We start from the raw sequence: 23,808 nt of genomic DNA, 5'->3' as shown, positions 1-23,808 counted from the left end.
TGTGCCCCCTCAGCCGCCCGCGAAGGGCGGCAGCACGTCCACCGTCACCCCGGCCGGCAACGGTGCCCGTCGATCATGACAGGCGACGCCGTCGACCAGGAAACTCGCCGCCTTCAGCACCACGGCGAGGCGTTCGCCGTGGCGGGCGGCCAGGTCATCGAGGAGTTCGTCCAGCGACCGGCCAGCGGATGCGGTCTCCTCGGATCGTCCGGCCGCCGCGCGGGCGCCGGCGAAATAGCGCACCGTCAGCTCCACCCTCAGCCTCCGATCGCCGACATCGAGCGCGCGGGCTGGAGGAACGTCGGGTCGTCGATGCCGTGACCGGCCCGCTTGGCCCACATCGCGGCGCGCCAGCGCCGGGCCAGCTCCTCGTCGTCGGCGCCGTCGCGCAACGCGCCGCGCAGATCCGACTCCTCGGTGGCGAAGAGGCAGTTGCGGACCTGGCCGTCGGCGGTGAGCCGGGTGCGGTCGCAGTCGCCGCAGAACGGCCGGGTCACGCTGGCGATCACACCGACCCGGGCCGGCCCGCCGTCCACCAGCCATGTCTCGGCCGGTGCCGCACCCCGCTCGGACGGGTCCGGCGTCAGCGCGAACGCGGCGTGCAGGGAGGCCAGGATCTCGTCGGCGGTGACCATTGTCGAGCGGTCCCAGCCGTGCTGCGCGTCGAGCGGCATCTGCTCGATGAACCGCAGCTCGTAACCGTGCGCGAGCGCGAACCGCAGCAGCTCCGGCGCCTCGTCGTCGTTCGTGCCACGCATGAGCACCGAGTTGATCTTCACCGGTGTCAGCCCGGCGTCCGCCGCCGCGGCCAGCCCGGCGAGCACGTCGGCGAGCCGGTCGCGCCGGGTCAGCGCGGTGAACCGGTCCCGGTCCAGCGTGTCGAGCGAGACGTTGACACGATCCAGCCCGGCCGCGCGCAGCGCCGGCGCCATGCGGGCCAGGCCGATGCCGTTCGTGGTGAGCGAGATGCGCGGCCGGGGTGTGAGCGCGGCCACCGCCGCCACGATGCCGGGCAGACCAGGTCGGATGAGCGGCTCACCGCCGGTGAAGCGCACCTCGGTGATGCCGAGCCGGGTCACCGCGACACCCACCAGCCGGACGATCTCGTCGTCGCTGAGCAGCTGCGGACCGGACAGCCAGGGCAGGCCCTCGGCCGGCATGCAGTAGGTGCAGCGCAGGTTGCACTTGTCGGTCAGCGAGACCCGCAGGTCCCGGGCGACGCGGCCGTACCGGTCGGCGAGGAGGCCGTCGGCCGTCGTCCGGGGGGCGCTCATCCGTCGACCGTAGCGCGCTCGACGCCCCGGAGGGCGTCCCGAGCCGTGGCGGCCACCGCGTTCGCGTACGCCGCGCCGAAGATCGCGGTGTGCACGAGCAGCAGGTGCAGCTGATGCAGGGGTACACGTTCCCGCCAGCCGTCGGCCAGCGGCCACGCCTCCCGGTAGGCGGCCATGACGCGGTCCAGATGGGGCGGGCCGCCGAAAAGGGCGAGTTGCGCCAGGTCGGTCTCGCGGTGGCCGCCGTGCGCGGCCGGATCGACCAGCCAGACCCGGCCGTCGGCGCCCCAGAGCAGGTTGCCGGGCCAGAGATCGCCGTGCAGCCGGGCCGGCGGCTCGTCGCCGCCGAACTCACCGATCCGGGCCACGACCTGCTCGACCAGCGCCGCCCCGGACCGGTCGAGCGCGCCGCCGTCGACCGACATGCGCAGGTACGGCAGGAGGCGACGCCGGGCGAACCAGTCCGGCCAGGGACCGGGGTCGGGTGTGTTGTCCTGCGGCAGCGCGCCGATGAACCCGGTCCAGTCCGCGCCGAACGCCGGCGCCCCGGCCCGGTGCAGCCCGGCCAGGTCACGCCCGAACGCCTCCGCTGCCTCCGGCGTCGGCTCGCCCGGCTCCACCCAGTCGAGCGCCAGCAGGCCGGGCAGCGCCACGAGCACATCCGGCACCGGCACCGAACCCGCCTCGCGCAGCCAGCGCAGCCCGGCCGCCTCGGTGGCGAAGAAACCCTCCGGCAGGGGACGCGCCGCCCGTTCCGGCCACGTCTTGGCGAACACGGAGTGCCCGTCGTCCAGCGTGAGCCGGGAGGCGGCGCAGATTTCACCGCCGGAGACCGGGGTCTCCCGGATCCGCTGGTGGGTCAGGAAGGTCGGCAGGTGCTCCGGGTGTGCCCGCAGGTACGCCAGGTCCATGAGCGCAAGGTAGCGGGTACCCCGGACAACCGTGGGGCAAGCGACGCCACGGATCGCCGCTGACCTGGACCGATACGCTCCGTATCTGTGGACGGGCCGCGTGTCGTCCACAGGGGCGGACAGTGCGACATGCGAACGCCCACGCTCCCGGCATGAACTCCACCGAGCAACCCCGCCTCTCCGTCCGCTCACCGGCCGACATGGTCGCGGCCGTGCCCTACCTGCTCGGCTTCCACCCGGCCGACAGCGTCGTGGTGGTCGCGGTACGCGGCCGGCGCGTCGTCTTCGCCGCCCGGGGAGACCTGCCCGCACCCGGCGCCGACCCCGGCCCGGCGGCCCGGCACCTGGCACAGGTGGTGGCCCGGCAGGACGCGGACGCCGCCACGGTCGTCGGCTACGGTCCGGCCGCCCGGGTGACCGGCGTCGTGGACGCGATCGGCGACGCGCTGACCGCTGCCGGGCTGGTCGTGCTCGACGCCCTGCGGGTCACCGAGGGCCGCTGGTGGTCGTACCTGTGCGCCGAGCCGTCCTGCTGCCCGCCCGAGGGCACCCCGTACGACCCGGCCGCCAGCCAGGTCAGCGCCGCGGCCGTGTTCGCCGGTCAGGTCGCCCTGCCCGACCGGGCCGCGCTGGCCGCGCAGGTGTCCCCGCTCGACGGGCCGGTACGCCTCGCCATGCGCAGGGCCACCGGCCGGGCCCGTCTGCGCCTGGCCGCGCTCACCGGCGGGACGTCCTCGCAGTCCGGCCGCAGCCCGGTGGCCGGCAGGCCGCACGAAGGCCCGGAGCCGGTCGACGGCACCGCACCGGTCGGCACCGGATCGGCGGACCGTTCCGGGCCGGGTGGCGGTCCGGCGGGCGGTAGTTCCGTGCCGGTGGACGGTGAGGTGCGGGCCGACGGTGCCGGGCCGGTGGATTCACCACGTGCGGTGCGGAGCGCGGGCACGGCGGCGGTGCGGGCCGCGTTCCGCCGTCAGCGGCGTGGCGAGCGGCTCGACGACGACGAGGTGGCCTGGCTGACCGTGCTGCTCACCCACATCCCGGTACGCGATCACGCCTGGTCCCGGACCGACGGCCGGGACGCGGACATCAGCCTCTGGACCGACGTCACGCGGCGCGCCGAGCCGGACCTGATCGCCGCGCCGGGCTGCCTGCTCGCCTTCTCCGCCTGGCGCTCCGGGCACGGGGCGCTGGCGGCGGTAGCCCTGGAACGGGTGCTGTCCGCCCACCCCGGCTATTCGCTCGCGGTGCTGCTCGACGAGGCGCTTCGGCGCGGGGTGGCCCCGTCCCAGCTGGACGGCTGGCCCGGTTCCGACGGCGGCGCGGTGCTGCGCCGTCGCCGTCGCCGTCCACGGCGCTGAGCCGTCAGCCGCCGATCCGCGCCGCCCCGGTGTAGACGTTCATGGTCGGCCCGCGCAGGAAGCCGACAAGCGTCATCCCGGCCTCCTCGGCCAGTTCGACGGCGAGCGTGCTGGGCGCGGACACCGCGGCGAGCAGCGGCACGCCCGCCATCCACGCCTTCTGGGTGAGTTCGAAACTGGCCCGCCCGGAGACCAGCAGCACGTGCCCGGCCAGCGGCAACCGCCCCTCCCGGGTGGCCCAGCCGATCACCTTGTCCACCGCGTTGTGCCGCCCGACGTCCTCCCGCAGCACCACCATCTCCCCGTCGGCGGTGAAGAGGCCGGCCGCGTGCAGGCCACCGGTGCGGTCGAAGGCGCGCTGAGCGGCCCGCAGCCGATCCGGCAGCGCGGCCAGCAGTTCGGCGGTGACCGTCAGCGGGTCGTCCCGCACGGCGAACCGCGAACGGGTACGCACCGACTCGATGCTGCCCTTGCCGCACACGCCGCACGAACTGGTGGTGTAGAAGTTGCGCGAGGGATCGGTGACCGGCTCCGGAACACCGGGCGTGAGCACGACGTCGACCACGTTGTAGGTGTTCGGGGTCTCCGCCCCGGCGCAGAGCTGTGCGGTGTGCACGTCTGCGGCCGACCGGATCAGCCCTTCGGTGAGCAGGAAGCCGATCGCCAGGTCCAGGTCGTCGCCCGGGGTGCGCATCGTCACCGCGAGCGGCCGACGCCGGCCCGGCCCGGCCGCGCCCACGCGGATCTCCAGTGGCTCCTCCGCAGCCAGGGTGTCCTGGCGGCGGCCCCGGCCCCGGCCCCGGCCCTCGCCTGTCGCGTCGAGGTCGATCCGCAGCACGCTTCGCCGGTCTGTTGCCCGTCCCATGCCGCCATCCTCCCCGGGCACTCTGCCGCCCGCACCTCACCCCCGCTCCTGCACACGCCTCGCCCGAACGGCCCGGCTCCCATCTCCACCCCCGGTCCGCCCCCGGCCCGGCCTTGTTCGGCCGATGATGATCGACACCAGATCGCCGAAGTGGCGGTATCGGAGGGCCTTGGATGCCACCACTTCGGCGAAAGGGAGTTGATCAACGTCGGAAAACCGCCAGCAAAGCCGGGCATGGGTCCGATCCTGTGAACCGAGCCCTCGGTCCGAGCCGGGATGCGGCGGTCGTGGCCGTGGATAGGGTGAGGCGGTGACGGGGTACGCGGCGGTGGTCCTCGCCGGTGGCGCGGCCCGGCGGATGGGCGGCGTGGACAAGCCGGCCCGCCCGGTTGGCGGCCGGCCGATGCTGCATCGGGTACTGGCCGCGGTGGCCGATGCGGACCAGCGGATCGTGGTCGGCCCGTCCGGTCCGCTGCCCGACGAGGTCCGGACGACACGTGAGGAGCCACCCGGGGGCGGGCCGGTGGCCGCCACAGCGGCTGGGCTGGCGCTGCTCGACCCGGCTACGACGACAGTCGCCCTGCTCGCCGCCGATCTCCCGCTGCTCACCGCCGCCGCGGTGACCGAGCTGCGACGCGCGCTCGACGCCCCAGCCACCGATCAGCCGCACGCCCCGCCCGCTGGGCAGCCGCACGACCCAGCCGCCGAGCGGGAACACGACCCCGCCGCCGAGCGGGAACACGACCTGGCCGCCGAGCGGAAATCAGCGCTCACGCCGGCCGGATCGACAGTCGCGCTCGCCTGTTACGTGGACGCCGACGGCCGCCGCCAGCAGCTTTGCGCGGTGTGGCGGTTGCCGGCTCTGCGGGCCGCACTCGACCGGCTCGCCGCGACGCGGGGCGGCACGCTCGACGGGGCGCCGGTACGTGGGCTGCTGACCGGTGTCGCGGTACGCGAGGTGTCCTGGTCCGGCTCCGGTCCGCCGCCCTGGTTCGACTGCGACACTGACGAGGACGTACGCCGGGCGGAGGAGTGGTCGAGATGACGGTCCTGGACGACTGGGTGACGGCGGTCTGCGCCGAGCTGGACCTGGACCCGGCCGGGGTGCCGGTGTCGACGGTGCTGGACGTGGCCCGGGACGTGGCACATCAGGTGGTGCGGCCGGGGGCGCCGGTCACCGCGTACCTGCTGGGGTTGGCGGTGGGGCGCGGCGCGGACCCGGCGGCGGCGGCCGAGCGGCTCAGCGCGCTGGCCGGTTCCTGGCCGGTGGATCTGGGCGGTTCCACGCCTGCGGAATAGCGCCTCGGGCGTGATTCGGTCGCCGCCGCGCGTGGGTAGGGTGGCGGGAACAGACGGAGGCGATCATGACGGCAGACCACCCCTCGGCGCCGGTCGAGCAGCCGGCCGGCGACACGCCGGTTGAGCACAGCTCCGGTGGCACGCCGGCTCATCACTCTGCCGGCGGTACGCCTGAGCATCATCACGAGTCGATCCTGCTGGACGAGCCGACCACTGCCGATCTGCGGGCCAAGGTGACCGAGGCCTGGCGTGAGTTCGCCCGGGCGCTCGCCGAGCGGCTACGCGCGCTGCCCGCCGGTGGCCACCTTGAGGTGACACTCGATCCGACCGCCTCCGGCACCGGGGACGCCGTCTACTCGGTCAGCGTGGACGCGGGCGAGGAGGGTCGCCTCTCGGCGCGGGCGGTCGGCAACGCCACACTGCCGCAGGGCTACCGGCTGGACCGGGCGGCGGTGGCCGACATGGTCGCGCTCGGCTGGTCGCCGCCGGGCGTGGTGGCGGGTTCCGGCGAGCAGTTCGGCCTGGACTGCGGCGCCGACGAGTCCACCCGGCTGGCCGCCGTGCTCTCCCGGACGCTGCGTGACGTCTACGGCGCCCCGCACCCCGCCTTCCTCGTCTACCTGGTGCACGACGTCGAGGGTGAGCCGCTGCCGGTGGAACCGCTCGGTACGGCCCGCAGCGAGTTCGGGCCGGACCGGGACGTCGAGGCCGATCTGGACGAGGCGCTGGCCGCGGCGGCGACCGCCCAGGCGGACGAGAACGACGTGCAGGCGCTCGCGGAGCGGGTGCATACCGTCGTGTCCACGATGCTGAAGTCCACCTCCGACCAGCTCCAGATCGACTCGGACGGTGACATCAACATCCGGGCCGGCTCGGCGATGGTGTTCGTCCGGGTCCGCGACAATCCGCCGCTCGTGGACGTCTTCTCGCCGGTGCTGACCGAGGTGGAGCCGACGGAGCGTCTCTACGTGAAGCTCTCCGAGTTGACCAACCGGATGCCGATCGGCCGGCTCTACTGCGCCGACGACACGGTGTGGGCGTCGATTCCGGTCTTCGGCCGCAACTTCCAGGCCACCCACCTGATGCTCGCGGTGCAGGTGATGACCGGCCTGGCGGACGAGTTGGACGACCGTCTGCACGGCGAGTTCGGCGGCAAGCGCTTCTTCGGTGAGGGCGACAAGCCGGCCCGCAGCGAGGAGCACCGCACCGGCATGTACCTCTGAGCCGTCGGGTCAGCGTACGTCGAGCAGGGTCTTGCCCATCGTTTCCCGGGCCTCGATCGCGGCGTGCGCCTCGGCGGCCCGTTCCAGCGGGAAGCGTCGGCCGATGAGTGGGCGCAGCCGTCCGGCCGCGCCCTCGGCGAGCGCCGCCTCGGTGAGGGCGCGCAGTTCGTCCGGGCCGGGCCGGGGCCGTAGCAGCGTCACGCCGCGTGCGGCGGCCGACTCGGCCGGGATGTCCGCCCAGGTGCCGCTCGCCAGGCCGAAGCTGAGCATCCGCCCGCCCGGGTCGAGCAGGCCGAACGCCTCCCGGGCGAGCGGTCCGCCCACGCCGTCGAACACCACGTCGACCGCGCCGACGGCGTCCCGGACCCGGTCGGTCCAGCCGGGCTGCCGGTAGTCGACCACGACGTCGAGCCGGCCCGCGCGGAGCGTGGTGACCTTCGCCGGGCCACCGGCTGCGGCCACCACGGTGGCGCCGGCCCGCGCGGCGAGTTGGACCAGCAGCGATCCGACGCCGCCGGCGGCCGCCTCGACCAGGACGCGGTCACCCTGCCGCAGCCCGGCCGCACGGGCCAGCATCAGGGCGGTCCGGCCGTCGGCCATCAGCGCCACCGCCGCGTCCAGCGCCAACCCCGGGGGTACGCGGACAGGCGCGCCCTGGTCGACCACGACGCGCTCGGCGTACCCGCCGGTGGCGGTGACCACGACGCGTCCGGCGAGCGCCGGATCGACACCCGGTCCCAGTTCGGTGATCGTCCCGCCGACGCCGTTGCCGGGGATCAGCGGCAGTTCGGCGCCGAACGGGCCGAAGCCGGTCGCCCGGAACATCGTCTCGACGAACGTGATGTTCGCGTGTGCCACGTCGACGAGCACCTGGCCCGGTCCGGGTGCCGGGTCGGGTGCCGTCCCGGGCACGAGCACCTCCGGTCCGCCGAACTCCCGCAGCCACACCGCACGCATACCGCCCCCTCGCTTCAAGCCGGTCACCAGTGCACGACATGAAGCCGGGTTGAGGTCAAACCGTTGACGGTCCGACGCCGGGCGACTCGACCAGCCGGGAGAGCACGATGGTGCTGCGGGACGAGGTGACGAACGATTCGGCGCGCAGGCGTTCGAGCGCCTCCTCCAGGTGTGAGATGTCCGCGGCGCGCAGGTGCACGAGCGCGTCCGCCTCGCCGGAGACGGTGTACGCGCCGACCACCTCGGGGTGCCGTCGTGCGGCGGCGCCGATCTGAGCCGGGGTGGTGCGGCCGGCGCAGAACAGCTCGACGAACGCCTCGGTGGTCCAGCCGACGGCGGCGGGGTCGACGACCGCGGTGAATCCCCGGATCACACCGGCGGATCGGAGCCGGTCGACCCGTCGCTTGACGGCGGGGGCGGAGAGTGACACCCGGGTGCCGATGTCCGCGTACGAGGCGCGGGCATCTGCCACGAGCAACGCAATGATTCGCTGGTCTACCGCGTCTATCTGCAACGTTCTGCTCCCGGGAAGCAATGCTTGTGGCTGTTACCAAAGTTGTACCGTACCTACTCTTGGTGACCGTGAACCAGCAGCGAGTCTCGCGAAAGCGGACATATCTCATGTGCTCGCCCGAGCACTTCGCGGTCGAGTACGCGATCAACCCGTGGATGGACGTGACCACGGCGGTCGACGCCGACCTGGCGGTCAAGCAGTGGGACCGGCTGCGGGAGACGCTCGTCGGGCTCGGTCACGACGTGCATCTGCTCACCCCCGAGGCAGGGCTGCCGGACATGGTCTACGCCGCGAACGGCGCGTTCGTGGTCGACGGCACGGTCTACGGCGCCCGGTTCAAGCACGAGCAGCGGACCGCCGAGGCCGCCGCGCACCGGGCGTTCTACGAGGAGCAGGGCTGGCGGTTCATCGCCCCGAACGAGACGAACGAGGGCGAGGGCGACTTCGCGTACCTGCCGGAGGCGCACGGCGGACTGGTCCTCGCCGGGCACGGCTTCCGGACCGAACCGGCCGCGCACGCCGAGGCGCAGGAGGCGCTCGGCCGCCCGGTGGTCTCGCTGCGCTTGATCGACCCGCGCTTCTACCACCTGGACGTGGCGCTGGCCTCGATCGACGACGAGAACATCGTCTACTACCCGGGCGCCTTCTCCGCGGCCAGCCAGAGGGTGCTGGCGCAGTTGTTCCCGGACGCGATCGTCGCGGACGACGAGGACGCGCTGGCGTTCGGGCTCAACCTGGTCAGCGACGGGCTCAACGTGGTGCTGAACAACGAGGCGACCCGGCTCGCCGGCAAGCTGAAGGCGGCCGGCTACCACCCGGTCCCGGTGGAGCTGGCCGAGCTGAAGAAGGGCGGTGGCAGCGTGAAGTGCTGCATCGCCGAGCTTCGGCACTGAGCCCCGGCACGCGAAGGGCGGCCTCCCCGCGGGGAGGCCGCCCTTCGCGTGTACGGGAGCCGGTCAGCCCAGCGTGGCCAGCTCGTTGATCACGATGTTGGACAGCAGCCGGCCGTCGGTCTGCACCCGGCGCAGGTACCACTTCTGCTGCGGGGTACGGGTCTGGTTGAACTGCCAGGTGCCGCGCGGGCTGTCCACCTGGCCGATCTTGCCCAGCGCCAGGTTGACCTGCTGCGGGGACGGGTTCGCCCCGGCCAGCCGGATCGCCTTGTCCAGCACCAGCGCGGCGTCGTAGGAGGCCATCGCGTACGTGGTCGGCGCGGAGTTGAACGTCTTCCGGTACGCCGAGGCGAAGATCCGGTTGGCGGTGTTGTTCAGGTCGGCCGAGTAGTTGAGCGCGGTCTCGAGGCCGTTCGCCTCGATCAGCTTGCGGTCGCGGCCCTTCTCGCCGTCGTCGAGCTGGTCCAGCGCGGTGCCCTCGGTGAGGAACCCGGGGGCGTAGATCGGCCCCCGGTAGCCCTGGGCGTAGAGCTGCTTGACGAACTGGACGGCCTGGGTGCCCGAGTAGTGGCAGAAGACCGCGTCCGGCTTCCGCCCCAGCGCCTTGCGGATCGGCCCGGCGTACAGCTCTCGCGTGGGGTTGTCGGAGTCGTCGGTGAAGATCGGGTCCTCGGTGAGCCGGCGACCCCGCTCGTACGCCCGCCGCAGCCCTTCGACGACGTCCTCGCTGCCCTGGCCGCGGGTGCCGAAGATGGCGATGCGGCTCGACGCGTCCAGTTTCTGGCGCAGGTACTCCCCGAGCGCCTCGCCGGGCTCGGTCAGCACGTACGACGTACGCCAGATGTAGACGACGCCCTGCAGCGTCGAGGGCGACGCGTTGGAGCCGATCAACGGCACCCGGGCCTGCTCGACCGAGTCCTTGATGCCGGTCATGACGGCCGGGCTGACCACGCCGGTGAGCGCGAGCACATCCTCTTTGAGCAGGCGCTCCACAGCGGCCTTGCCGGACGCGGCGGTGGTGCCCTCCTCGGCGGGCACCAGCGTGACCGGGTGGCCGGCGATCTGCTGCCCGCGCAGGCGGAGGTAGAGCTGGAAGCCGTTGGTGATCTCGTCGCCGATGGCCTTGTTCGCCCCGCTGCCGGGCACGATCAGCCCGACTTTGATCGGGCTGCCGGACCCGGACTGCTCCCCGGTGTCTGCCTCCCCGGAGCCGCAACCCGCCGCCAGTCCGGTGGTACCCAGTGCGGCCAGCATTTGCAGGGCTCGCCTGCGGTTCATCTGTGCCACCGACTTCCTTCCCGACGGGGTGGCCATGGTGCACACCCCTTCGGCGTTCTACCTGGTCGGCGACGCTGCGTCAATGCCTTGAAGATCATCGTGAAGCGACCGCAACGCCTGTGTCACCCGGGGCCAGGCGGTGGAGTCCGGGTCGATCAGCCCGAAATGCTCGCATTCGGGCAGCTCAATCAGCGTGGAAGTCCCCCCGGCGGCCCGGTCGGCGGCCACCCAGGATCGGCTGATCGAGGCGGGGACCTGCACATCCAATTCGCCGTGTATGACTACCGTCCGTGTTGATGCGGGTACGGATTTCGACGGATCCGCGTCCGCGTACCGGTCCGGCACGTCCTCCGGAGAGCCGCCGAGCAGCGCGGCCACCGCCCCACCGTCCAGGTCCAGCCGGTACGCCTCGGCGAGGTCGGCCACCGGGGCCAGCGCGAGCACCCCGGCGACCGTCTGCGGGGCGTGCGCGGCCACGTACAGGGCCAGGTGCCCGCCCGCGGAATGGCCGATCAGGATCGGCGGCACGGGCGCCACCCGGCCGGGCAGCGCCGCGGCGGCCAGGCCGGGCAGGGCGGCGACCCCGGCGCGGACGTCGGTCAGCGTGTGCGGCCAGCCGCCGCCCGGCCGGCCGGTCCGGCGGTACTCGATCTGCGCGACCGGGTGGCCGAGCGCGGCCAGCGCCGCCGCCATCGGGCCGGTGTGGGCCCTGTCGTACTCGGCTCGCCAGAAACCGCCGTGCACCACGACGACGAGCGGCCGGGGCGGCCCGTCGCCGGCAGGCCGGCGCAGGTCGGCGAGCTGGTCCGGGTGATCGCCGTAGGCGACTGTCGCGTCCGGCGGTGGGGACGGGCGGGTCAGCACCTCGCGCGGGTCGGAGAGCATGCGGCGACGGTAGCGCCCCCCGGTCCGGCCGCGTGCACATGGTCGACGTGGGTAAAGATGGGTGCCATGACCGAAGCGCATTCCGGACGGGACGACGAGCAGGGCAACGATGGCATCCCCGGCACCGTGGTGGTGGTCGGGCCGGACGGCCGCCCGGTCGGCACGGTGCAGACCGAGGAGGGCAAGGGCGAGGACCCGACCCGCCTGGTCGAGCAGCCGGCCAAGGTGATGCGGATCGGCAGCATGATCAAGCAGCTGCTGGAGGAGGTGAAGGCGGCGCCGCTGGACGACGCCAGCCGGAACCGGATGCGGGAGATCCACGAGCGCTCGATCGTGGAGCTGAAGGAGGGCCTCGCACCCGAGCTGCGCGAGGAGCTGGAGCGGATCTCGCTGCCGTTCACCGAGCAGCAGACGCCGAGCGAGGGCGAGCTGCGGATCGCGCACGCCCAGCTGGTGGGCTGGCTGGAGGGCCTGTTCCACGGCATCCAGGCCGCGCTGGTGGCCCAGCAGATGGCCGCCCGCGTCCAGCTGGAGCAGATGCGCTCGGGCCGTCAGGCGCTGCCCAGCGGCCCCGGCGGCGTGATCCCGGGCATGCCCGGGATCCCCGGTGCCGGTGGCGAGGGCCACGCGCCCGGCCAGTACCTGTGACCCACCGGCCGGGGCGCGTCGAGCGCCCCGGCCGGTCGGTCAGTCCACCCCGAAGACCTTCTCCAGGTACGCCGCCACACCGTCCTCGGTGTTCGGCCCGGTGACCTCGTGAGCGATTTCCCGCACCGCCGGGTGGGCGTTGGCGACTGCCACCGCGCGTCCGGCCCAGGCCAGCATCGGCACGTCGTTGGGCATGTCGCCGAAGGCCAGCACGTCCCGCTCGTCGACGCCCAGCCGCTCCGCGTACCAGGCCAGCCCGGCCGCCTTCGTCACGCCGGCCGCCGAGATCTCGATCAGCCCGCTGTACGACGAGTGGGTCGCCTCGGCCAGCCCTTCCAGCGCGCCCGCCACCACCTGTACGAACACGTCCGGGTCCTGCTCACCGGCTCGCGCCAGCAGCTTCACAGCGGGCACGGCGAGCAGCTCCTCGGGCGACTCGACTGCCCGGATCGCGTCGAGGTCGGCGTCCCAGCGCAGCGGGTAGTGCGCCTCGTGCCGCATCTGCCGGCTGTCCACGATCTCCACCGCGAGGCTCACCCCGGGCACCTCGGCGCGCAGCCGCCGGGCCACCTCCGCCAGCAGTTCCGGGGCGAGCGGGTCGGCCCGCAGCACCTGGTCGGTGACCGGGTCGTACACCACCGCGCCGTTGGCGCAGATCGCCGGCAGCGGCTCGGTGAGCTGCTCGTACACCATCTGGAGCCAGCGGATCGGACGGCCGGTGACCAGGACCACCGGCGTGCCGGAGGCGTTGATGCGGGCCAGCACCGCGGCGGTACGCGCGCTGAGCGTCCGGTCGTCGCGAAGCAGCGTGCCGTCGATGTCGGAGGCGACGAGCCGAGGTGGATCTTCCATCACCGGGAGAGTAGTCGGTCCAGGTAGACCGCGACCCCGTCGTCGTCGTTGCGCAAGGTGATCTCGTCCGCCGCGGCGCGCACCTCCGGGTGGGCGTTCGCCACCGCCACCCGGGCCCATCCCGCCCAGTCGAACATCGGCAGGTCGTTGGGCTGGTCGCCGAAGACCAGCACGTCGGCCGGGTCCACGCCGAGCCGCTCGGCGATCACGCTCAGGCCGCTGGCCTTGTCGGTGCGGGGCGGGCAGATCTCGATGAAGCCGAGCCCGGCCTGGGTGAGCGTGGCCACCTGCGGTGGCACGATCGCCCGCGCCGCCGCCAGCAGTTCGTCCACGTGGTGGTCGGCGGTCCGGGCGAACGCCTTGATCACGTCGCAGGACAGGCATTCGATCCGGCTGCGCGCCTCGAACCGGTCCGGGTAGGGCCAGCTCGGGTGGTAGTCGCCCCACAGCGGCGCGTCGTGTTCGTCCGACGCCTCCACCATCACGGTGAGCGGGCCGACCACCGCCTCCAGGTCGGTGAGGATCCGGGCCAGCACCTCGCCGGGCAGCCGCTCGTCGCGCAGCACCAACGGCCCTTCGGGGTCGCTCTGGTCCACGACCCGGCCGCCGCCGGCCATCACCAGGAAGTCAGCGGCCCGGATGTCGTTGCGGGTGAGTTCGGTCAGGCGCGGTCCGCGGCCGGTCGCGCCGACCACCGGAATCCCGGCGGACCGCACCCGGTCCAGCACCCGATGGGTGTACGCGGAGACGGTCTCGTCGCTGCGGACGAGCGTGCCGTCCAGGTCGGTGGCGATCAGCTTGGGCAGTCCCGGGCGGGTCATGGTTCCTCCTTCGCCCGCCGCCGTCACGCCGGCCGACCAGGTCCTCGGTGCCGCGACCATGGGACGGCGGGCAGCAACCGTATCTCGCGGAACGGGCGGCAACCACGGCTTTCCGGCGAATCGGAGACGAAGCGACGACGGCCCCGCGGTGGCCGGCGGAGGCGGTGCCGGCGCTGCGTCAGCGGGACCGGTCGGGGTCCGCGAACGGCACCGTGGGCTGCACCGTCAGGTCTGCGGGCGCCGGAGGCAGGTCGTCCTCGGCGGCCCGGCCCCGCCGGGCGGGCCGGTCGTCGTCCGGCTCCTCGTCCACGGGCGCGTCCCCGGCCGGACGGCCGGCGAGGCGCAGCGCGGCGGCCAGCAGCGCGACGGCGAGGAACGCGGTGGCCAGGCCGCGCCCGTGCTCCACGTCGAGGCGCTGGTCCCCGACGAAGAACAGGATGCGCCGGGCCAGCTGCTGGAGGGACGCGGCGGTCGCGACCAGCACGCCGAGCACGCCCGCCGAGAGGCCCAGCCCGGCGAGCGCGGCGTGCCGACGGACCGCTGGGGCGCCGCGCAGCGCCAGAGCCAGCGCCACGGACAACCCGAGCAGGCCCACCAGGTACGCCACCCCGAACCCGCCGATCTCGGAGATGCCGCTGGTCAGCCGGGTGGGCGCGTCGTCGTCCCGGGCCTCGGCCGGCACCGTGATGATCAGCCACTCGCCGATCAGCGAGGCGACCGCGGCCACCGTGGCGAGTCCGGCGAGAACCGTCGGCAGCCGGCGGTCCCGGCCCAGCGCGGCGAGTGTGCGTCCGGCCCGGCCGGTGGACTCCGGCTCGGCGTCACCCCACTCGACGACAGTGGTGTCGTCGGACCGGTCGTCCCGCACGGGGGTTCGCTTCTCCTGCCGGGGGACGGGGAGATCCTGTGACATGGCCACCCTTCCCGTACGCGGGCCTGCGTCGAATCATGGCACAGCACACACCCGCCGGCCCGGATCGTCGTCCGGAGGTGCGGTGCGACGCGGCCCGCTTTCGGTTAGCGTCGTGCCATGCCTATCCGTACCGCATCCGCTCGCTGGCAGGGCAACCTCACCGAGGGGTCCGGCACCGTCCGCACCGGCAAGGGCGGCCTGTCCGGCAACTACTCCTTCAAGTCGCGCTTCGAGGAGGGCGAGGGGACCAACCCCGAGGAGCTGATCGGCGCCGCGCACGCCGGCTGCTTCTCGATGGCGCTCTCCAAGCAGCTCGCCGACGCCGGCGCCCAGGAGACGGCGGTGGAGACCACCGCCAAGGTGCACTTCGACAAGACCGACGCCGGCATGACCGTGACCCGCATCGACCTGGAGACCGTCGGCCAGGTTCCGGGCATCGACCAGGCCGAGTTCACCAAGCTGGCCGAGGCGGCCAAGGAGAACTGCCCGATCTCCCGGCTGCTGTCGCCGGGCGCGCAGATCACGCTGAACGCCCGCCTGGCCTGACCATCACGTACGGCATGGCGAGGGTGTCCTGCGGGCCGCCCTCGCCGTGCGACGTGCCGATTGTGGGGGAGTGACCGGGCCGCGTGGCCGTGGAGATGAGCCGGGACCGGTTCGAGGAACTGGTCGGTGAGGCGCTCGACGAGGTGCCCGAGGAACTGCTCGGGCTCATGAGCAACGTGGTCATCCTGGTCGAGGACGACCCGCCGCCGGGCGAGGACCTGCTCGGCCTGTACGAGGGGCATTCGCTCACCTCTCGCGGCTGGGACTACTCCGGCGTGCTGCCCGATCGCATCCTGATCTACCGAAATCCGATCCTGGCGATCTGCGACACCGACGACGACGTCGTCGAGGAGGTCGCGGTGACAGTGGTGCACGAGATCGCCCACCACTTCGGCATCGACGACGAGCGTCTGCACGCCCTCGGCTGGGGCTGACCGGTCGCGGCGCGCCTCCGCCCGGCTGATCCCGGCGGTTGCGCCGGTCCCCTAATCTCCGTGGTCAGGCACATCCTGACCCAGGAGGAAACCCCATGCGTAGCGCGCTGTTCTCCGCGGAGAACCTCGAGAAGGAGTCCCAGCAGCCGGGCATGCGGTTGCAGAACTCCAAGATGCTGAAGATCGAGCTGAACGGCGAGGCGATGGCCCGCGTCGGCTCGATGGTCGCGTACCAGGGCCAGGTGCAGTTCCAGGCCCTCGGCTCCGGCGGCATCGGCAAGTTCATCAAGCAGCGCCTCACCGGTGAGGGCGTGCCGCTGATGAAGGTCTCCGGGCGCGGCGACGTGTTCCTCGCCGACTTCGCCAAGGACGTGCACATCATCGACCTGGAGCCGGGCGACGCGCTGTCCATCAACGGCTCCAGCGTGCTGGCCTTCGACTCGACCCTGCAGTACGACATCAAGATGGTCGGCGGCGCCGGTATCGCCTCCTCCTCCGGCCTGTTCAACTGCGTCTTCACCGGCCACGGCCGGATCGCCGTAACCACGAAGGGCGCCCCTGTGGTGCTCAACGTGGACGCGCCGACGTACGTGGACCCGCAGGCGGCGGTCTGCTGGTCGGCGAACCTCCAGACCGGCTACCACCGCGCCGAGCAGCTCGGCCTCGGCACGCTGCTCGGCCGCAGCACCGGCGAGGCGTTCACGATGAGCTTCGCCGGGCAGGGTTTCGTCGTGGTCCAGCCCTCGGAGGAGCCTCCGGTGGCCGGCAGCGGCTCCCAGCAGCAGGGCGGCATGCTCGGCGGCCTGCTGCAGTGACGGCCCGGTGCCCGGGGCGCCCGCCGTGGTCGCCCCGGGCCGGTCAGCTCAGCTCGCCGGCCCGCAGCCGGGCCACCCAGGCCGCCGCATCGGCGTAGTCGAGGTCGGAGAGCCCGCTCGGCGCGGGCGCGGGCCGGTCACCCGCCGTCGCGTTCCAGCGGTGCCGGGGGTACGACCCCAGGAACCGCACGTCGGCGCAGACCCGGCGCAGCCCCTGCAACGCCTCGCCCAGGCGTACGTCGGCGACGTGCCCGGCACAGTCCAGGAAGAACACGTACCGGCCGAGCGCCTCACCGGTGGGGCGGGACTCGATACGGGTCATGTTCACGCCCCGCACCGCCAGTTCCATGAGCACCGCCAGCAGCGCGCCGACCCGGTCGTGCGCGATGTAGACGGCCAGCGAGGTGAGGTCGTCACCGGTCGGCGGCGGAGGCGGCCCCGGGCGGGACACCAGCGCGAAGCGGGTCACCGCGTCCGGATGGTCGGCGATCTTGTCAGCGAGGACGGCGAGCCGGTGCCGGGTCGCGCCGATCGGGGCGCAGATGGCGGCGTCGTACTCGCCGCTCGCCGCGCCGGCCGCGGCGGCGCCGTTGGAGAGCACGTCGACAACTGTGGCGTCGGGCAGGTGCTCGCGCAGCCAGCCCCGGCACTGGGTGGACGCCTGCGGGTGGGCGGCGACGCCGCGCACGTCGGCGAGCGTGGTGCCCGGCCGGGCGGCGAGCACGAACTCCACAGGCAGGACGACCTCCCGGGTGATCACCAACGGGTCGCCCTCGGCCAGCTCGTCGAGCGTCACCCCGACCGCGCCGCCGATGGAGTTCTCCAGCGGCACCAGAGCCGCGTCCGCCTCGCCGGCGCGTACCGCGTCGAGCGCCTCGCCGACGCTGCGGGCCGGCGTGCGGTCCCCGCGCTCGGCGGCGGGCACTGTTCGCAGGGCCTGCTCGGCGAAGGTGCCCTCGGGGCCCAGGTAGACGAAGCGGGTCGGCGGTGTTCCCGGCATGCCGACCAGCCTACGCACCCGGCGTGCCGTCGCAGGCCAGGGTACGGATGCCGGGCGGCCCGAGGGTCCGCACCTCGACGCCGCACACGTCCGTCCCGGCCGTCACCAGGGTCGGCGTGCCGGTGTCGCCCCGGGTGACCACCTGCAGCTCCTCGTGTCCGGTGACCGCCAGCACGGTGTACTGCCAGCCCTCGGCGCAGAGCGGGCCGGTGGTCACGGTGACCCGGACGTCGCGGGGCAGCACTCCGGCGGACCCGCGCAGCAGCGTGACGATCCGGTCGCCGGACGGCCGGCCCCGGCACGGCGTCGCCGCCACCGGCGTGGACGGGGAGAGCGCGGGCGTGGACGGCGTGACCGGCGCGGCCGGTGTGGCGCTCGCGGTGGGCGTGGCGGACGCCGACGGGACCGGAACACCGGTGGCGACGGGCGGCGGGCGCAGCTCGGGCGGCGTGCCGCAGGCGGCGAGGGCGAGCACTGTCAGCAGCACCAGCGGGCGGTGCCGGCGACGGGGGTGGGGGGTGCGGAGCACGATGGGTGTCCTCGGGGCATCGAGGGATGTCGTCGTATGGCGGGGTCGAGCCCATCGTAGGAGGAGTGCGGGCCCGGGTGAAGCGTGCCGGGCCTCGTCGCGGCTCAGACCGCGGAGAGGAAGGTGAGCGAGCCGGCCACCACGCCGTCGGTGAGCACCGGGGTGGAGATCGCGTCGACGGTACGGCCGGCGTCGGAGCCGGGCCCCTGCACGCGGAGCAGACCCCGGGCGAGTCGCCCGGAGTGCAGCGCGAGCAGCGGCGGGATCTTGTCGGTCTCCTGCTCGGTCAGCTCGCTCGGGCTGGCCGTGAAGTCCACCAGGCGCAGGCCGCCCTCCAGCAGCGGCAGGCCGATCACGTCCTCCGGCGCGCCCAGGCAGAGCAGCGCGCAGCCGGACGACGAGATCGCCACGACTGTGGTGCCGGCGTCGATCAGCAGGCACGGCTCGGCGGCCCGGGAGACCATGCCGGACCATTGCCCGAAGTTGTCGGACTCCTGCTCGGAAGAGGCCGCCGGGGGCGCGAACACGTCCGAGAGTGAGAGTTCGACGTGGGCCACCGCGCCTCCTATGTACACCGACGGTTCGTCCACGCTAGCCGGTCGGTGCGGCGGGAGCATCGGCTGCCGGGCGGCCGGCGACGACGCGGACCGACGGAACCAGTCGGGGGGCGGAGCCGGGGGCCGCGTGGCGTCGCCGGAGACGTTACCGGTGGGCGGCCCGCTTGTCAGCGGCCGTTCGGCCCTCGTCGTACCACCGGTAGTCGGCGGTTGGACGGTACGTGCCGTTGAACCACGTCGACGGTGCCTGGGCGACGCGGGAGAGCTTCTCGGCGGTGGCCGGGCTGATCCGGTTTCCGCCGGCCACGAGCAGGCGGTCCAGCTCCCGGTGGGTGGCCATGAGGCAGTCCTTCGGCAGCCCGTAGACGCTGATCACCCCGGAACCGACGAACGTCAGCACCGGGGCGACCGGGATCGGCAGGCCGACCGCGTCGGAGAGGGCCTTGCTGGCCCGCTTGGCGTCCCGGCGCGCCTCCGCCACGTAGGGCGGGCGCTTGCCGTTGATCTGCACGACGTCGCCGGCGACGAGCACCCGCGCGCGGCCGTGGTCGGCGATGGTGACCGCGAACAGGCCGCTCGGGCCGATCGCCAGGAACCCGGCCCGGTCGTCGCGGACGCGGTCGAACAGCATGTCGGCCGGGTCTGTCCGGGGCCACTCGATGACGTGCCAGGCGGGCCCGAGATGGTCGAGCTGGCCGAGGGCGCGGGCCCCGGCGGCTTCCAACCGGCGGGCCCCCCGCTCCGCCCGGCGACGCCGGGCCCACTCCAGTGGAGTCGGTCGGGCCGGCTCGAGCACCGAGGTGGGCTCGACCCGGGTGTGCGGCACCGTGCGGGGCGGCAGTGCCCTGCTCGGTACGGCTCGACGAGCGGGAAAGACAGTCATCGCGACCTCCGGCAAAAGGTCTCTCGAAGTTATGTCTCCGCTACCCTACGTTGCGCACCCGGGGGGTCGGCAAGCCGGGGCGCCGGAGTGAGTGCGGATGAATGCCATATTCATCCACCCTTCTTTTCCGAATGGTGCGCAAGCCTGCCCTAGGCTGCGGGGGTGACCCACTATGTGGACAGCGAAGTCGCCCGGCTCGGGACGGTGTTGCTGCACCGCCCGGGGCCCGAACTCGCCCGCCTCACCCCACGCAACAACGACTCGTTGCTGTTCGACGCTATCCCATGGGTGGGACGGGCGCAGGAGGAGCACGACGCGTTCGCGGCGGCGCTGCGGTCCCGCGGGGTCGAGGTGCTCTACCTGGCCGACCTGCTGGCCGAGACGCTCGCCGTGCCGGACGCCCGGGCCGAGCTGACCGAGCAGGTGCTGCGGTCCCGCCGGCTCGGCCACACCCTGCGACGCCGGGTCGCCGACCACCTCACGTACCTGGACCCGGCCGGGCTGGCCGACGTGCTGATCGCCGGGCTCGCCCACGAGGAGCTGCGAATCGGCGGCGACCGTCCCGGCGGTCTGGTGTGGACCCTCATGGACCGGCACGACTTCGTCATCGACCCGCTGCCCAACCTGCTGTTCACCCGCGACTCGTCGGTGTGGATCGGGGACCGGGTCGGGGTGACCAGCCTGGCCATGCCGGCGCGGCGGCGGGAGACCACGCTCACCGACGCGATCTACCGCTTCCACCCCCGGTTCGTCGGCACCGAGTTCGTCTACCACCCCCGGCTGGAGCATCTGGAGGGCGGCGACGTGCTGCTGCTCGCCCCGGGGGTGCTCGCCGTCGGCGTCGGCGAACGCACCACCCCGGCCGGCGCGGAGCGGCTGGCCCGGCAGGTGTTCGCCGCCGGCCTGGCGCACACCATCCTGGTGGTCCCGATCGCGCAGGAACGCGCCACCATGCACCTGGACACGGTCTGCACGATGGTCGACACCGACGCCGTGCTGATGTACCCGAACATCGCCAACGAACTGTCCGCGTACACGGTGATCGCCGGCGCGGACGGCGACGACCTGCGGGTCGACGGCCCGGCGCCGTTCCTGCGGGCCGCCGCCGACGCGATGGACCTCGACCAGCTCCGGGTCATCGACACCGGCCTCGACCCGGTCACCGCCGAACGCGAGCAGTGGGACGACGGCAACAACACGCTCGCGCTCGCGCCCCGGCTCTGCGTCGGGTACGAGCGCAACGTGGAGACCAACGCGCAGTTGGAGCGCGCCGGCATCGAGGTGATCGCCATCGCCAGCTCGGAGCTGGGCTCCGGCCGGGGCGGCCCGCGGTGCATGTCCTGCCCGCTGGTGCGGGAGAAAGGCGGGGTTCCGGACCCCGCCTGACTCCCGGAACCGTCAGCGCAGCGTCAGCTGGCGGCCGAGCAGACCCTGCCGGGACCGGCGGCCCGCCGCGTCCAGCGGCGCCTGCTCCGCGACCGCCTCGGCGTAGCGCTTGGCGAACTCCGCCAGCGGCGCCTCCCACTCGGCGGCCGGGCTGTCCTCCGGCAGGTCCCAGACCGGCGCGAGGCGCCCGTGCGCCCGGAACATGCCCGCGAACTTCGTGTCGTCGCCGAGCGTCAGCGCGCCGGCCGCGCCGAGGCGGGACAGCGCGTCCAGCGCGGCGTCCTCGTCCTCCGGCAGCACCATCCGCACGTGGGCCTTCTCCGGCACCTGGCACCAGTACGCGGCCCGCGCGGCGGCCAGCTTCACGGTCGGGTAGATCGCCGAGTTGGCCCGCTCCAGGGACGCCTGCACGTTCGGGTCGTCGGCGGCGCCCGGGTCGAGCCAGAAGTCGAACCCGTCGTGCATGCTGATCTCCAGCGGGCCGTCCACCAGGATGTCCTGGAGGCGCGGGCCGGGCCCGGGCAGCGGCGGCACGCTCACCTGACCGCCCGGCTCGGTCCGCAGCGCGGAGATCAGCGCGTCGGCCAGGTCCCGGGAGACGTCGCCGGACTGCTGGTGCCGTTGCAGACCGATGAAGACGCGTCCGTCCGGCTTGGTCATCGCCGGGGCGGCCATCGGCAGCACGGTGGCCAGCGTGACCGGCCGGTCGCCGTACTCCTCGATCAGCTCCGGGGTGAGCCGCAGCGGCGCGGAGGCGGCCGGGACCAGCTCGCGCAGGGCGATCCACTCCGGCTCGTCGACCAGGCCCTCGAACGGCCGGGGCACGAAGACGTCGCGCACCTTCTCCCGCTTGGGCGTGCTCTCGCCGACCCGCTGGTTCTTCCGACGCTTGCTCATGGCGAGACAGCCTAGATGCCGGGCCGTGCGGGTGGGGGCAGGACCCGCCTGCCCGTGCGTTCAGCCGGCCGCGACCAGATCCGGCCGGTGCGCCGGCGCCGGGTCGAACCGCGCCCAGACGCTCTGGCCCAGGCCGTCCCGCTCCACGCCCCAGCCACTGGCGAGCCCGGCGACGATGTGCAGCCCGCGCCCGTCGGCCGCGTCCGGCGAGGCGGCCCGCATGCACGGGCCGGCGCCGGAACCGCCGTCGGTGACCTGGAGCTGGACGCTCGGGCCCTGCTCGGTGACCCGCAGCCGCCAGGCGACCCGGACCACGCCGCCGGGCAGCGCCTCGGCGTGCCGGACCGCGTTGCCGACCAGCTCGGCGAGGACCGCGACCAGGTCGGCCAGCAGAACCGGGGGTACGACGCCGGTCAGCTCGTCGGCGAGCCGGTGCCGGGCCAGGCGCGCGCCGGTCGGGTCGTGGGGCACCACCACACACCACGACCGCTCGGGCGGACCAGTCGACACGTCGTTCCTTCCCCGTCTGCGAGCGCCGGGTCAACCCCGCGGCAGCCGCACCTCTGCGACCGTACCGCCACCGGCTCTGGGCCGGAGGGATACCCATCCATTCTGCTGTTCAACGATCTGGCGGACGAGATAGAGGCCGAGCCCCGCGCCCGGGTACCGCCGGCGGTCGCCGGACTCGCCCTGCCAGAACCGGTCGAAGGCCCGCTCCACGTGTTCCGGGCGGATGCCGATGCCCCGGTCGGCCACCCGGAACGAGACGGTCCGTTCGTTCGCCTCGGCGGTGATCTCGATCGGGGTGTCCGGCAGCGAGTACTTCCCGGCGTTGGTGCCCAGCTCGGTGAGCACTGTGGCGAGGCTGTGCCGGTCGCCGAGCGCCTTGGGCAGGTCGGCCGGCAGGTCGAGCACGACCCGGTGCCGGATGTCGGCCGGCAGGTGGGTCACCGCGGCGCGCAGCGCGTCGACCAGGTCGAACGGCGCGGCCGGCTCGCCGCCGGGACGATTCTCGGTGGCGGCGGTCAGCAACCTGTCGACCAGTCGGGCCAGCTCGTTCGCGCGCTGACCGATGATCCGCGCGGCCTGCCTCCGGTCGTCGTCGCTGAGCGAGTCCCAGTGGTCGGTGAGGGTGTCCGCGTACCCCTTGATCACGGTCACCGGGGTGCGCAGCTCGTGGCTGGTCACCGCCACGAAGAGGTCGCGGTCGTGGTCGCGCCGCTGCTGGTCGGTGATGTCGCGGAAGGTGACCACGCGCAGCGCGTTCGGGCCGGGCAACTCGCCGGAGGTGATCCGCAGCCAGCGGCCGTCGGGCATCCGGTGGTCGAGCACCTGACCCGGCGGCGGCAGCGGGAACGGCAGCGGGCGGTTCAGCGCCTCCTCCGTCGGGCGGCCGGTCACCTCGGCCGCCGCCGGGTTCCAGAGCCGGATCCGCCCGTCGCGGTCCACCACGGCCAGCCCGTCGGCGAGCGCCGCCACGACCGGGCCGTCCCCGTGCACCGGCAGACCGGTCTGGTCGCCGTACATGTGCGCTATGCACGCGGCCACGTAGCCGATCACGGCGCGCTGCGCGGGTTCCGGCGGCTCGCCCAGCGGGTAGAGCGCGTGCAGGCTGCCGACGGTGAGCCCGCCGATCTCGGCACGCGCCACGATCATCCGGCAGAGGCCCCGGCCGGCCACCTCGTCGGCGAGCGCGCCCGGGATCGCGTCGACCCGGACCTCCCGCACCGGCGGCCCGGCGAGCAGGCAGACGGTGGCCGGGTCGGTGGCGGGCAGCGGTCGGCCGAGCACGAACTCGGCGCGGCCGGTCGCCGCGATGACCCGTCCGCCGGCCGGAGTGAACTCCACGAAGACCAGGCCGGCCGCGCCCACCGCCGGTTCGACCTCGTGGAGCAGGCGGTTGAGCACGGCGGGGCCGGACTCGCCCGAGTTGATCATATTGATCACGGTCGTGTGGCCGGTGATGAGGGCGGGGTAGTCGGGTCGCTCCGGCATGTCCCGAGTGTGCCGCGCGGCAGCCCTCCCGGACACCCCCGGCCGGTCGACCGTCCCCGATACCGATCGACCGGA

General features: G+C 73.6%; 28 protein-coding genes. 10 read left to right on the top strand and 18 right to left on the bottom strand.

What is annotated here, in order from left to right; all coding sequences use genetic code 11:
* Positions 1-9 precede the first annotated feature (9 nt).
* Genes FHU28_RS02500 through FHU28_RS02490 form a run of 3 tightly spaced genes read right to left on the bottom strand, consistent with a single transcriptional unit; the run spans position 10 to position 2,185 of the window.
* Complete coding sequence (locus tag FHU28_RS02500; RefSeq protein ID WP_184680456.1) at positions 10-255, bottom strand: MoaD/ThiS family protein; 246 nt, start codon at positions 253-255, stop codon at positions 10-12.
* 2 nt (positions 256-257) lie between these two features.
* On the bottom strand, positions 258-1,274 hold the full coding sequence (gene moaA, locus FHU28_RS02495; RefSeq protein WP_184680454.1) for a GTP 3',8-cyclase MoaA: 1,017 nt from the start codon (positions 1,272-1,274) through the stop codon (positions 258-260).
* Complete coding sequence (locus tag FHU28_RS02490; RefSeq protein WP_184680452.1) at positions 1,271-2,185, bottom strand: fructosamine kinase family protein; 915 nt, start codon at positions 2,183-2,185, stop codon at positions 1,271-1,273. The genes moaA and FHU28_RS02490 overlap by 4 nt, the downstream gene beginning before the upstream one ends.
* 152 nt (positions 2,186-2,337) lie before the next feature.
* Between FHU28_RS02490 and FHU28_RS02485 the strand changes: the two genes are divergently transcribed.
* The gene (locus FHU28_RS02485) at positions 2,338-3,543 is read left to right on the top strand and encodes a DUF4192 domain-containing protein (protein WP_184680449.1); all 1,206 of its coding nucleotides are present in this window, start codon (positions 2,338-2,340) and stop codon (positions 3,541-3,543) included.
* Between the two features lie 4 nt (positions 3,544-3,547).
* Here FHU28_RS02485 and fdhD read toward each other — a convergent pair whose 3' ends face one another.
* A complete protein-coding gene (gene fdhD, locus FHU28_RS02480; RefSeq protein WP_184680447.1) occupies positions 3,548-4,408 on the bottom strand; it encodes a formate dehydrogenase accessory sulfurtransferase FdhD in 861 nt (286 codons plus the stop codon).
* A 310-nt stretch (positions 4,409-4,718) separates the two neighbouring features.
* Between fdhD and mobA the strand changes: the two genes are divergently transcribed.
* The 3 genes from mobA to FHU28_RS02465 all read left to right on the top strand — a co-directional run bounded on the left by mobA (position 4,719) and on the right by FHU28_RS02465 (position 6,930).
* The gene (gene mobA / locus FHU28_RS02475; RefSeq protein WP_184680445.1) at positions 4,719-5,453 is read left to right on the top strand and encodes a molybdenum cofactor guanylyltransferase; all 735 of its coding nucleotides are present in this window, start codon (positions 4,719-4,721) and stop codon (positions 5,451-5,453) included.
* Positions 5,450-5,707 (top strand): DUF6457 domain-containing protein, encoded by a 258-nt coding sequence (locus tag FHU28_RS02470; protein ID WP_184680443.1) that lies wholly within the window; start codon positions 5,450-5,452, stop codon positions 5,705-5,707. Before mobA ends, FHU28_RS02470 begins: the two co-directional genes overlap by 4 nt.
* 65 nt (positions 5,708-5,772) lie before the next feature.
* A complete protein-coding gene (locus FHU28_RS02465; protein ID WP_184680441.1) occupies positions 5,773-6,930 on the top strand; it encodes a T3SS (YopN, CesT) and YbjN peptide-binding chaperone 1 in 1,158 nt (385 codons plus the stop codon).
* A 9-nt stretch (positions 6,931-6,939) separates the two neighbouring features.
* Here the strand turns inward: FHU28_RS02465 and FHU28_RS02460 are convergent, their stop codons facing one another.
* Both FHU28_RS02460 and FHU28_RS02455 read right to left on the bottom strand, forming a co-directional pair.
* Positions 6,940-7,887 (bottom strand): zinc-binding dehydrogenase, encoded by a 948-nt coding sequence (locus FHU28_RS02460; RefSeq protein WP_184680439.1) that lies wholly within the window; start codon positions 7,885-7,887, stop codon positions 6,940-6,942.
* 55 nt (positions 7,888-7,942) lie between these two features.
* Positions 7,943-8,401 carry an Lrp/AsnC family transcriptional regulator gene (locus tag FHU28_RS02455; protein WP_073831115.1) on the bottom strand — a complete coding sequence of 153 codons (459 nt, stop codon included), beginning with the start codon at positions 8,399-8,401 and terminating at the stop codon, positions 7,943-7,945.
* Between the two features lie 59 nt (positions 8,402-8,460).
* Between FHU28_RS02455 and ddaH the strand changes: the two genes are divergently transcribed.
* Positions 8,461-9,294, top strand: coding sequence for a dimethylargininase (ddaH, locus tag FHU28_RS02450; protein WP_363926264.1), 834 nt, complete (start codon positions 8,461-8,463; stop codon positions 9,292-9,294).
* Positions 9,295-9,357: 63 nt separating this feature from the next.
* On the opposite strand, the gene FHU28_RS02445 is transcribed toward ddaH, so the two are convergent.
* Both FHU28_RS02445 and FHU28_RS02440 read right to left on the bottom strand, forming a co-directional pair.
* Positions 9,358-10,581, bottom strand: coding sequence for an ABC transporter substrate-binding protein (locus tag FHU28_RS02445; protein WP_184689149.1), 1,224 nt, complete (start codon positions 10,579-10,581; stop codon positions 9,358-9,360).
* A 48-nt stretch (positions 10,582-10,629) separates the two neighbouring features.
* On the bottom strand, positions 10,630-11,457 hold the full coding sequence (locus FHU28_RS02440; RefSeq protein ID WP_184680437.1) for an alpha/beta hydrolase family protein: 828 nt from the start codon (positions 11,455-11,457) through the stop codon (positions 10,630-10,632).
* 57 nt (positions 11,458-11,514) lie between these two features.
* On the opposite strand from FHU28_RS02440, the gene FHU28_RS02435 reads away from it, so the two are divergent.
* Positions 11,515-12,105, top strand: a complete 591-nt coding sequence (locus FHU28_RS02435) for a bacterial proteasome activator family protein (RefSeq protein WP_184680436.1) — start codon at positions 11,515-11,517, stop codon at positions 12,103-12,105.
* Positions 12,106-12,144: 39 nt separating this feature from the next.
* Here FHU28_RS02435 and FHU28_RS02430 read toward each other — a convergent pair whose 3' ends face one another.
* The 3 genes from FHU28_RS02430 to FHU28_RS02420 all read right to left on the bottom strand — a co-directional run bounded on the left by FHU28_RS02430 (position 12,145) and on the right by FHU28_RS02420 (position 14,691).
* Positions 12,145-12,957 (bottom strand): HAD family hydrolase, encoded by an 813-nt coding sequence (locus FHU28_RS02430; protein ID WP_184680435.1) that lies wholly within the window; start codon positions 12,955-12,957, stop codon positions 12,145-12,147.
* Positions 12,957-13,778: an HAD family hydrolase gene (locus tag FHU28_RS02425; RefSeq protein ID WP_184680434.1), complete on the bottom strand. Its 822-nt coding sequence runs from the start codon at positions 13,776-13,778 to the stop codon at positions 12,957-12,959. The genes FHU28_RS02430 and FHU28_RS02425 overlap by 1 nt, the downstream gene beginning before the upstream one ends.
* A 178-nt stretch (positions 13,779-13,956) precedes the next feature.
* Positions 13,957-14,691 (bottom strand): hypothetical protein, encoded by a 735-nt coding sequence (locus FHU28_RS02420; RefSeq protein ID WP_184680433.1) that lies wholly within the window; start codon positions 14,689-14,691, stop codon positions 13,957-13,959.
* A gap of 117 nt (positions 14,692-14,808) precedes the next feature.
* On the opposite strand from FHU28_RS02420, the gene FHU28_RS02415 reads away from it, so the two are divergent.
* The 3 genes from FHU28_RS02415 to FHU28_RS02405 all read left to right on the top strand — a co-directional run bounded on the left by FHU28_RS02415 (position 14,809) and on the right by FHU28_RS02405 (position 16,486).
* A complete protein-coding gene (locus FHU28_RS02415; protein ID WP_013289315.1) occupies positions 14,809-15,237 on the top strand; it encodes an OsmC family protein in 429 nt (142 codons plus the stop codon).
* 89 nt (positions 15,238-15,326) lie between these two features.
* On the top strand, positions 15,327-15,671 hold the full coding sequence (locus FHU28_RS02410) for a metallopeptidase family protein (protein WP_184689147.1): 345 nt from the start codon (positions 15,327-15,329) through the stop codon (positions 15,669-15,671).
* A 95-nt stretch (positions 15,672-15,766) separates the two neighbouring features.
* Positions 15,767-16,486 carry an AIM24 family protein gene (locus tag FHU28_RS02405; protein ID WP_184680431.1) on the top strand — a complete coding sequence of 240 codons (720 nt, stop codon included), beginning with the start codon at positions 15,767-15,769 and terminating at the stop codon, positions 16,484-16,486.
* 43 nt (positions 16,487-16,529) lie between these two features.
* Here FHU28_RS02405 and pheA read toward each other — a convergent pair whose 3' ends face one another.
* From pheA to FHU28_RS02385, 4 genes are all read right to left on the bottom strand, one after another.
* Positions 16,530-17,486, bottom strand: a complete 957-nt coding sequence (gene pheA, locus FHU28_RS02400; RefSeq protein WP_184680429.1) for a prephenate dehydratase — start codon at positions 17,484-17,486, stop codon at positions 16,530-16,532.
* Positions 17,487-17,496: 10 nt separating this feature from the next.
* Positions 17,497-18,015, bottom strand: a complete 519-nt coding sequence (locus FHU28_RS02395; RefSeq protein ID WP_311773506.1) for a hypothetical protein — start codon at positions 18,013-18,015, stop codon at positions 17,497-17,499.
* A gap of 104 nt (positions 18,016-18,119) precedes the next feature.
* Positions 18,120-18,572, bottom strand: a complete 453-nt coding sequence (locus tag FHU28_RS02390; protein WP_184680427.1) for a hypothetical protein — start codon at positions 18,570-18,572, stop codon at positions 18,120-18,122.
* A gap of 145 nt (positions 18,573-18,717) precedes the next feature.
* On the bottom strand, positions 18,718-19,455 hold the full coding sequence (locus FHU28_RS02385) for a hypothetical protein (protein WP_184680425.1): 738 nt from the start codon (positions 19,453-19,455) through the stop codon (positions 18,718-18,720).
* A gap of 162 nt (positions 19,456-19,617) precedes the next feature.
* Here FHU28_RS02385 and FHU28_RS02380 point away from each other — a divergent pair, with 162 nt between their 5' ends.
* Positions 19,618-20,841 carry an arginine deiminase gene (locus FHU28_RS02380; protein ID WP_184680423.1) on the top strand — a complete coding sequence of 408 codons (1,224 nt, stop codon included), beginning with the start codon at positions 19,618-19,620 and terminating at the stop codon, positions 20,839-20,841.
* A gap of 12 nt (positions 20,842-20,853) precedes the next feature.
* Here FHU28_RS02380 and FHU28_RS02375 read toward each other — a convergent pair whose 3' ends face one another.
* The 3 genes from FHU28_RS02375 to FHU28_RS02365 form a co-directional block, all read right to left on the bottom strand.
* The gene (locus FHU28_RS02375) at positions 20,854-21,738 is read right to left on the bottom strand and encodes a DUF5926 family protein (RefSeq protein ID WP_184680421.1); all 885 of its coding nucleotides are present in this window, start codon (positions 21,736-21,738) and stop codon (positions 20,854-20,856) included.
* 60 nt (positions 21,739-21,798) lie between these two features.
* Positions 21,799-22,215 carry an ATP-binding protein gene (locus tag FHU28_RS02370; RefSeq protein ID WP_311773685.1) on the bottom strand — a complete coding sequence of 139 codons (417 nt, stop codon included), beginning with the start codon at positions 22,213-22,215 and terminating at the stop codon, positions 21,799-21,801.
* Between the two features lie 63 nt (positions 22,216-22,278).
* Positions 22,279-23,733 (bottom strand): sensor histidine kinase, encoded by a 1,455-nt coding sequence (locus tag FHU28_RS02365; protein WP_184680417.1) that lies wholly within the window; start codon positions 23,731-23,733, stop codon positions 22,279-22,281.
* Between the last annotated feature and the right edge of the window lie 75 nt (positions 23,734-23,808).

It is taken from the genome of Micromonospora echinospora (assembly GCF_014203425.1).
GTDB lineage: Bacteria > Actinomycetota > Actinomycetes > Mycobacteriales > Micromonosporaceae > Micromonospora > Micromonospora echinospora_A.
Note: the sequence above shows the minus strand (reverse complement) of the source record. Positions and strands in the feature narration are given on the sequence as shown.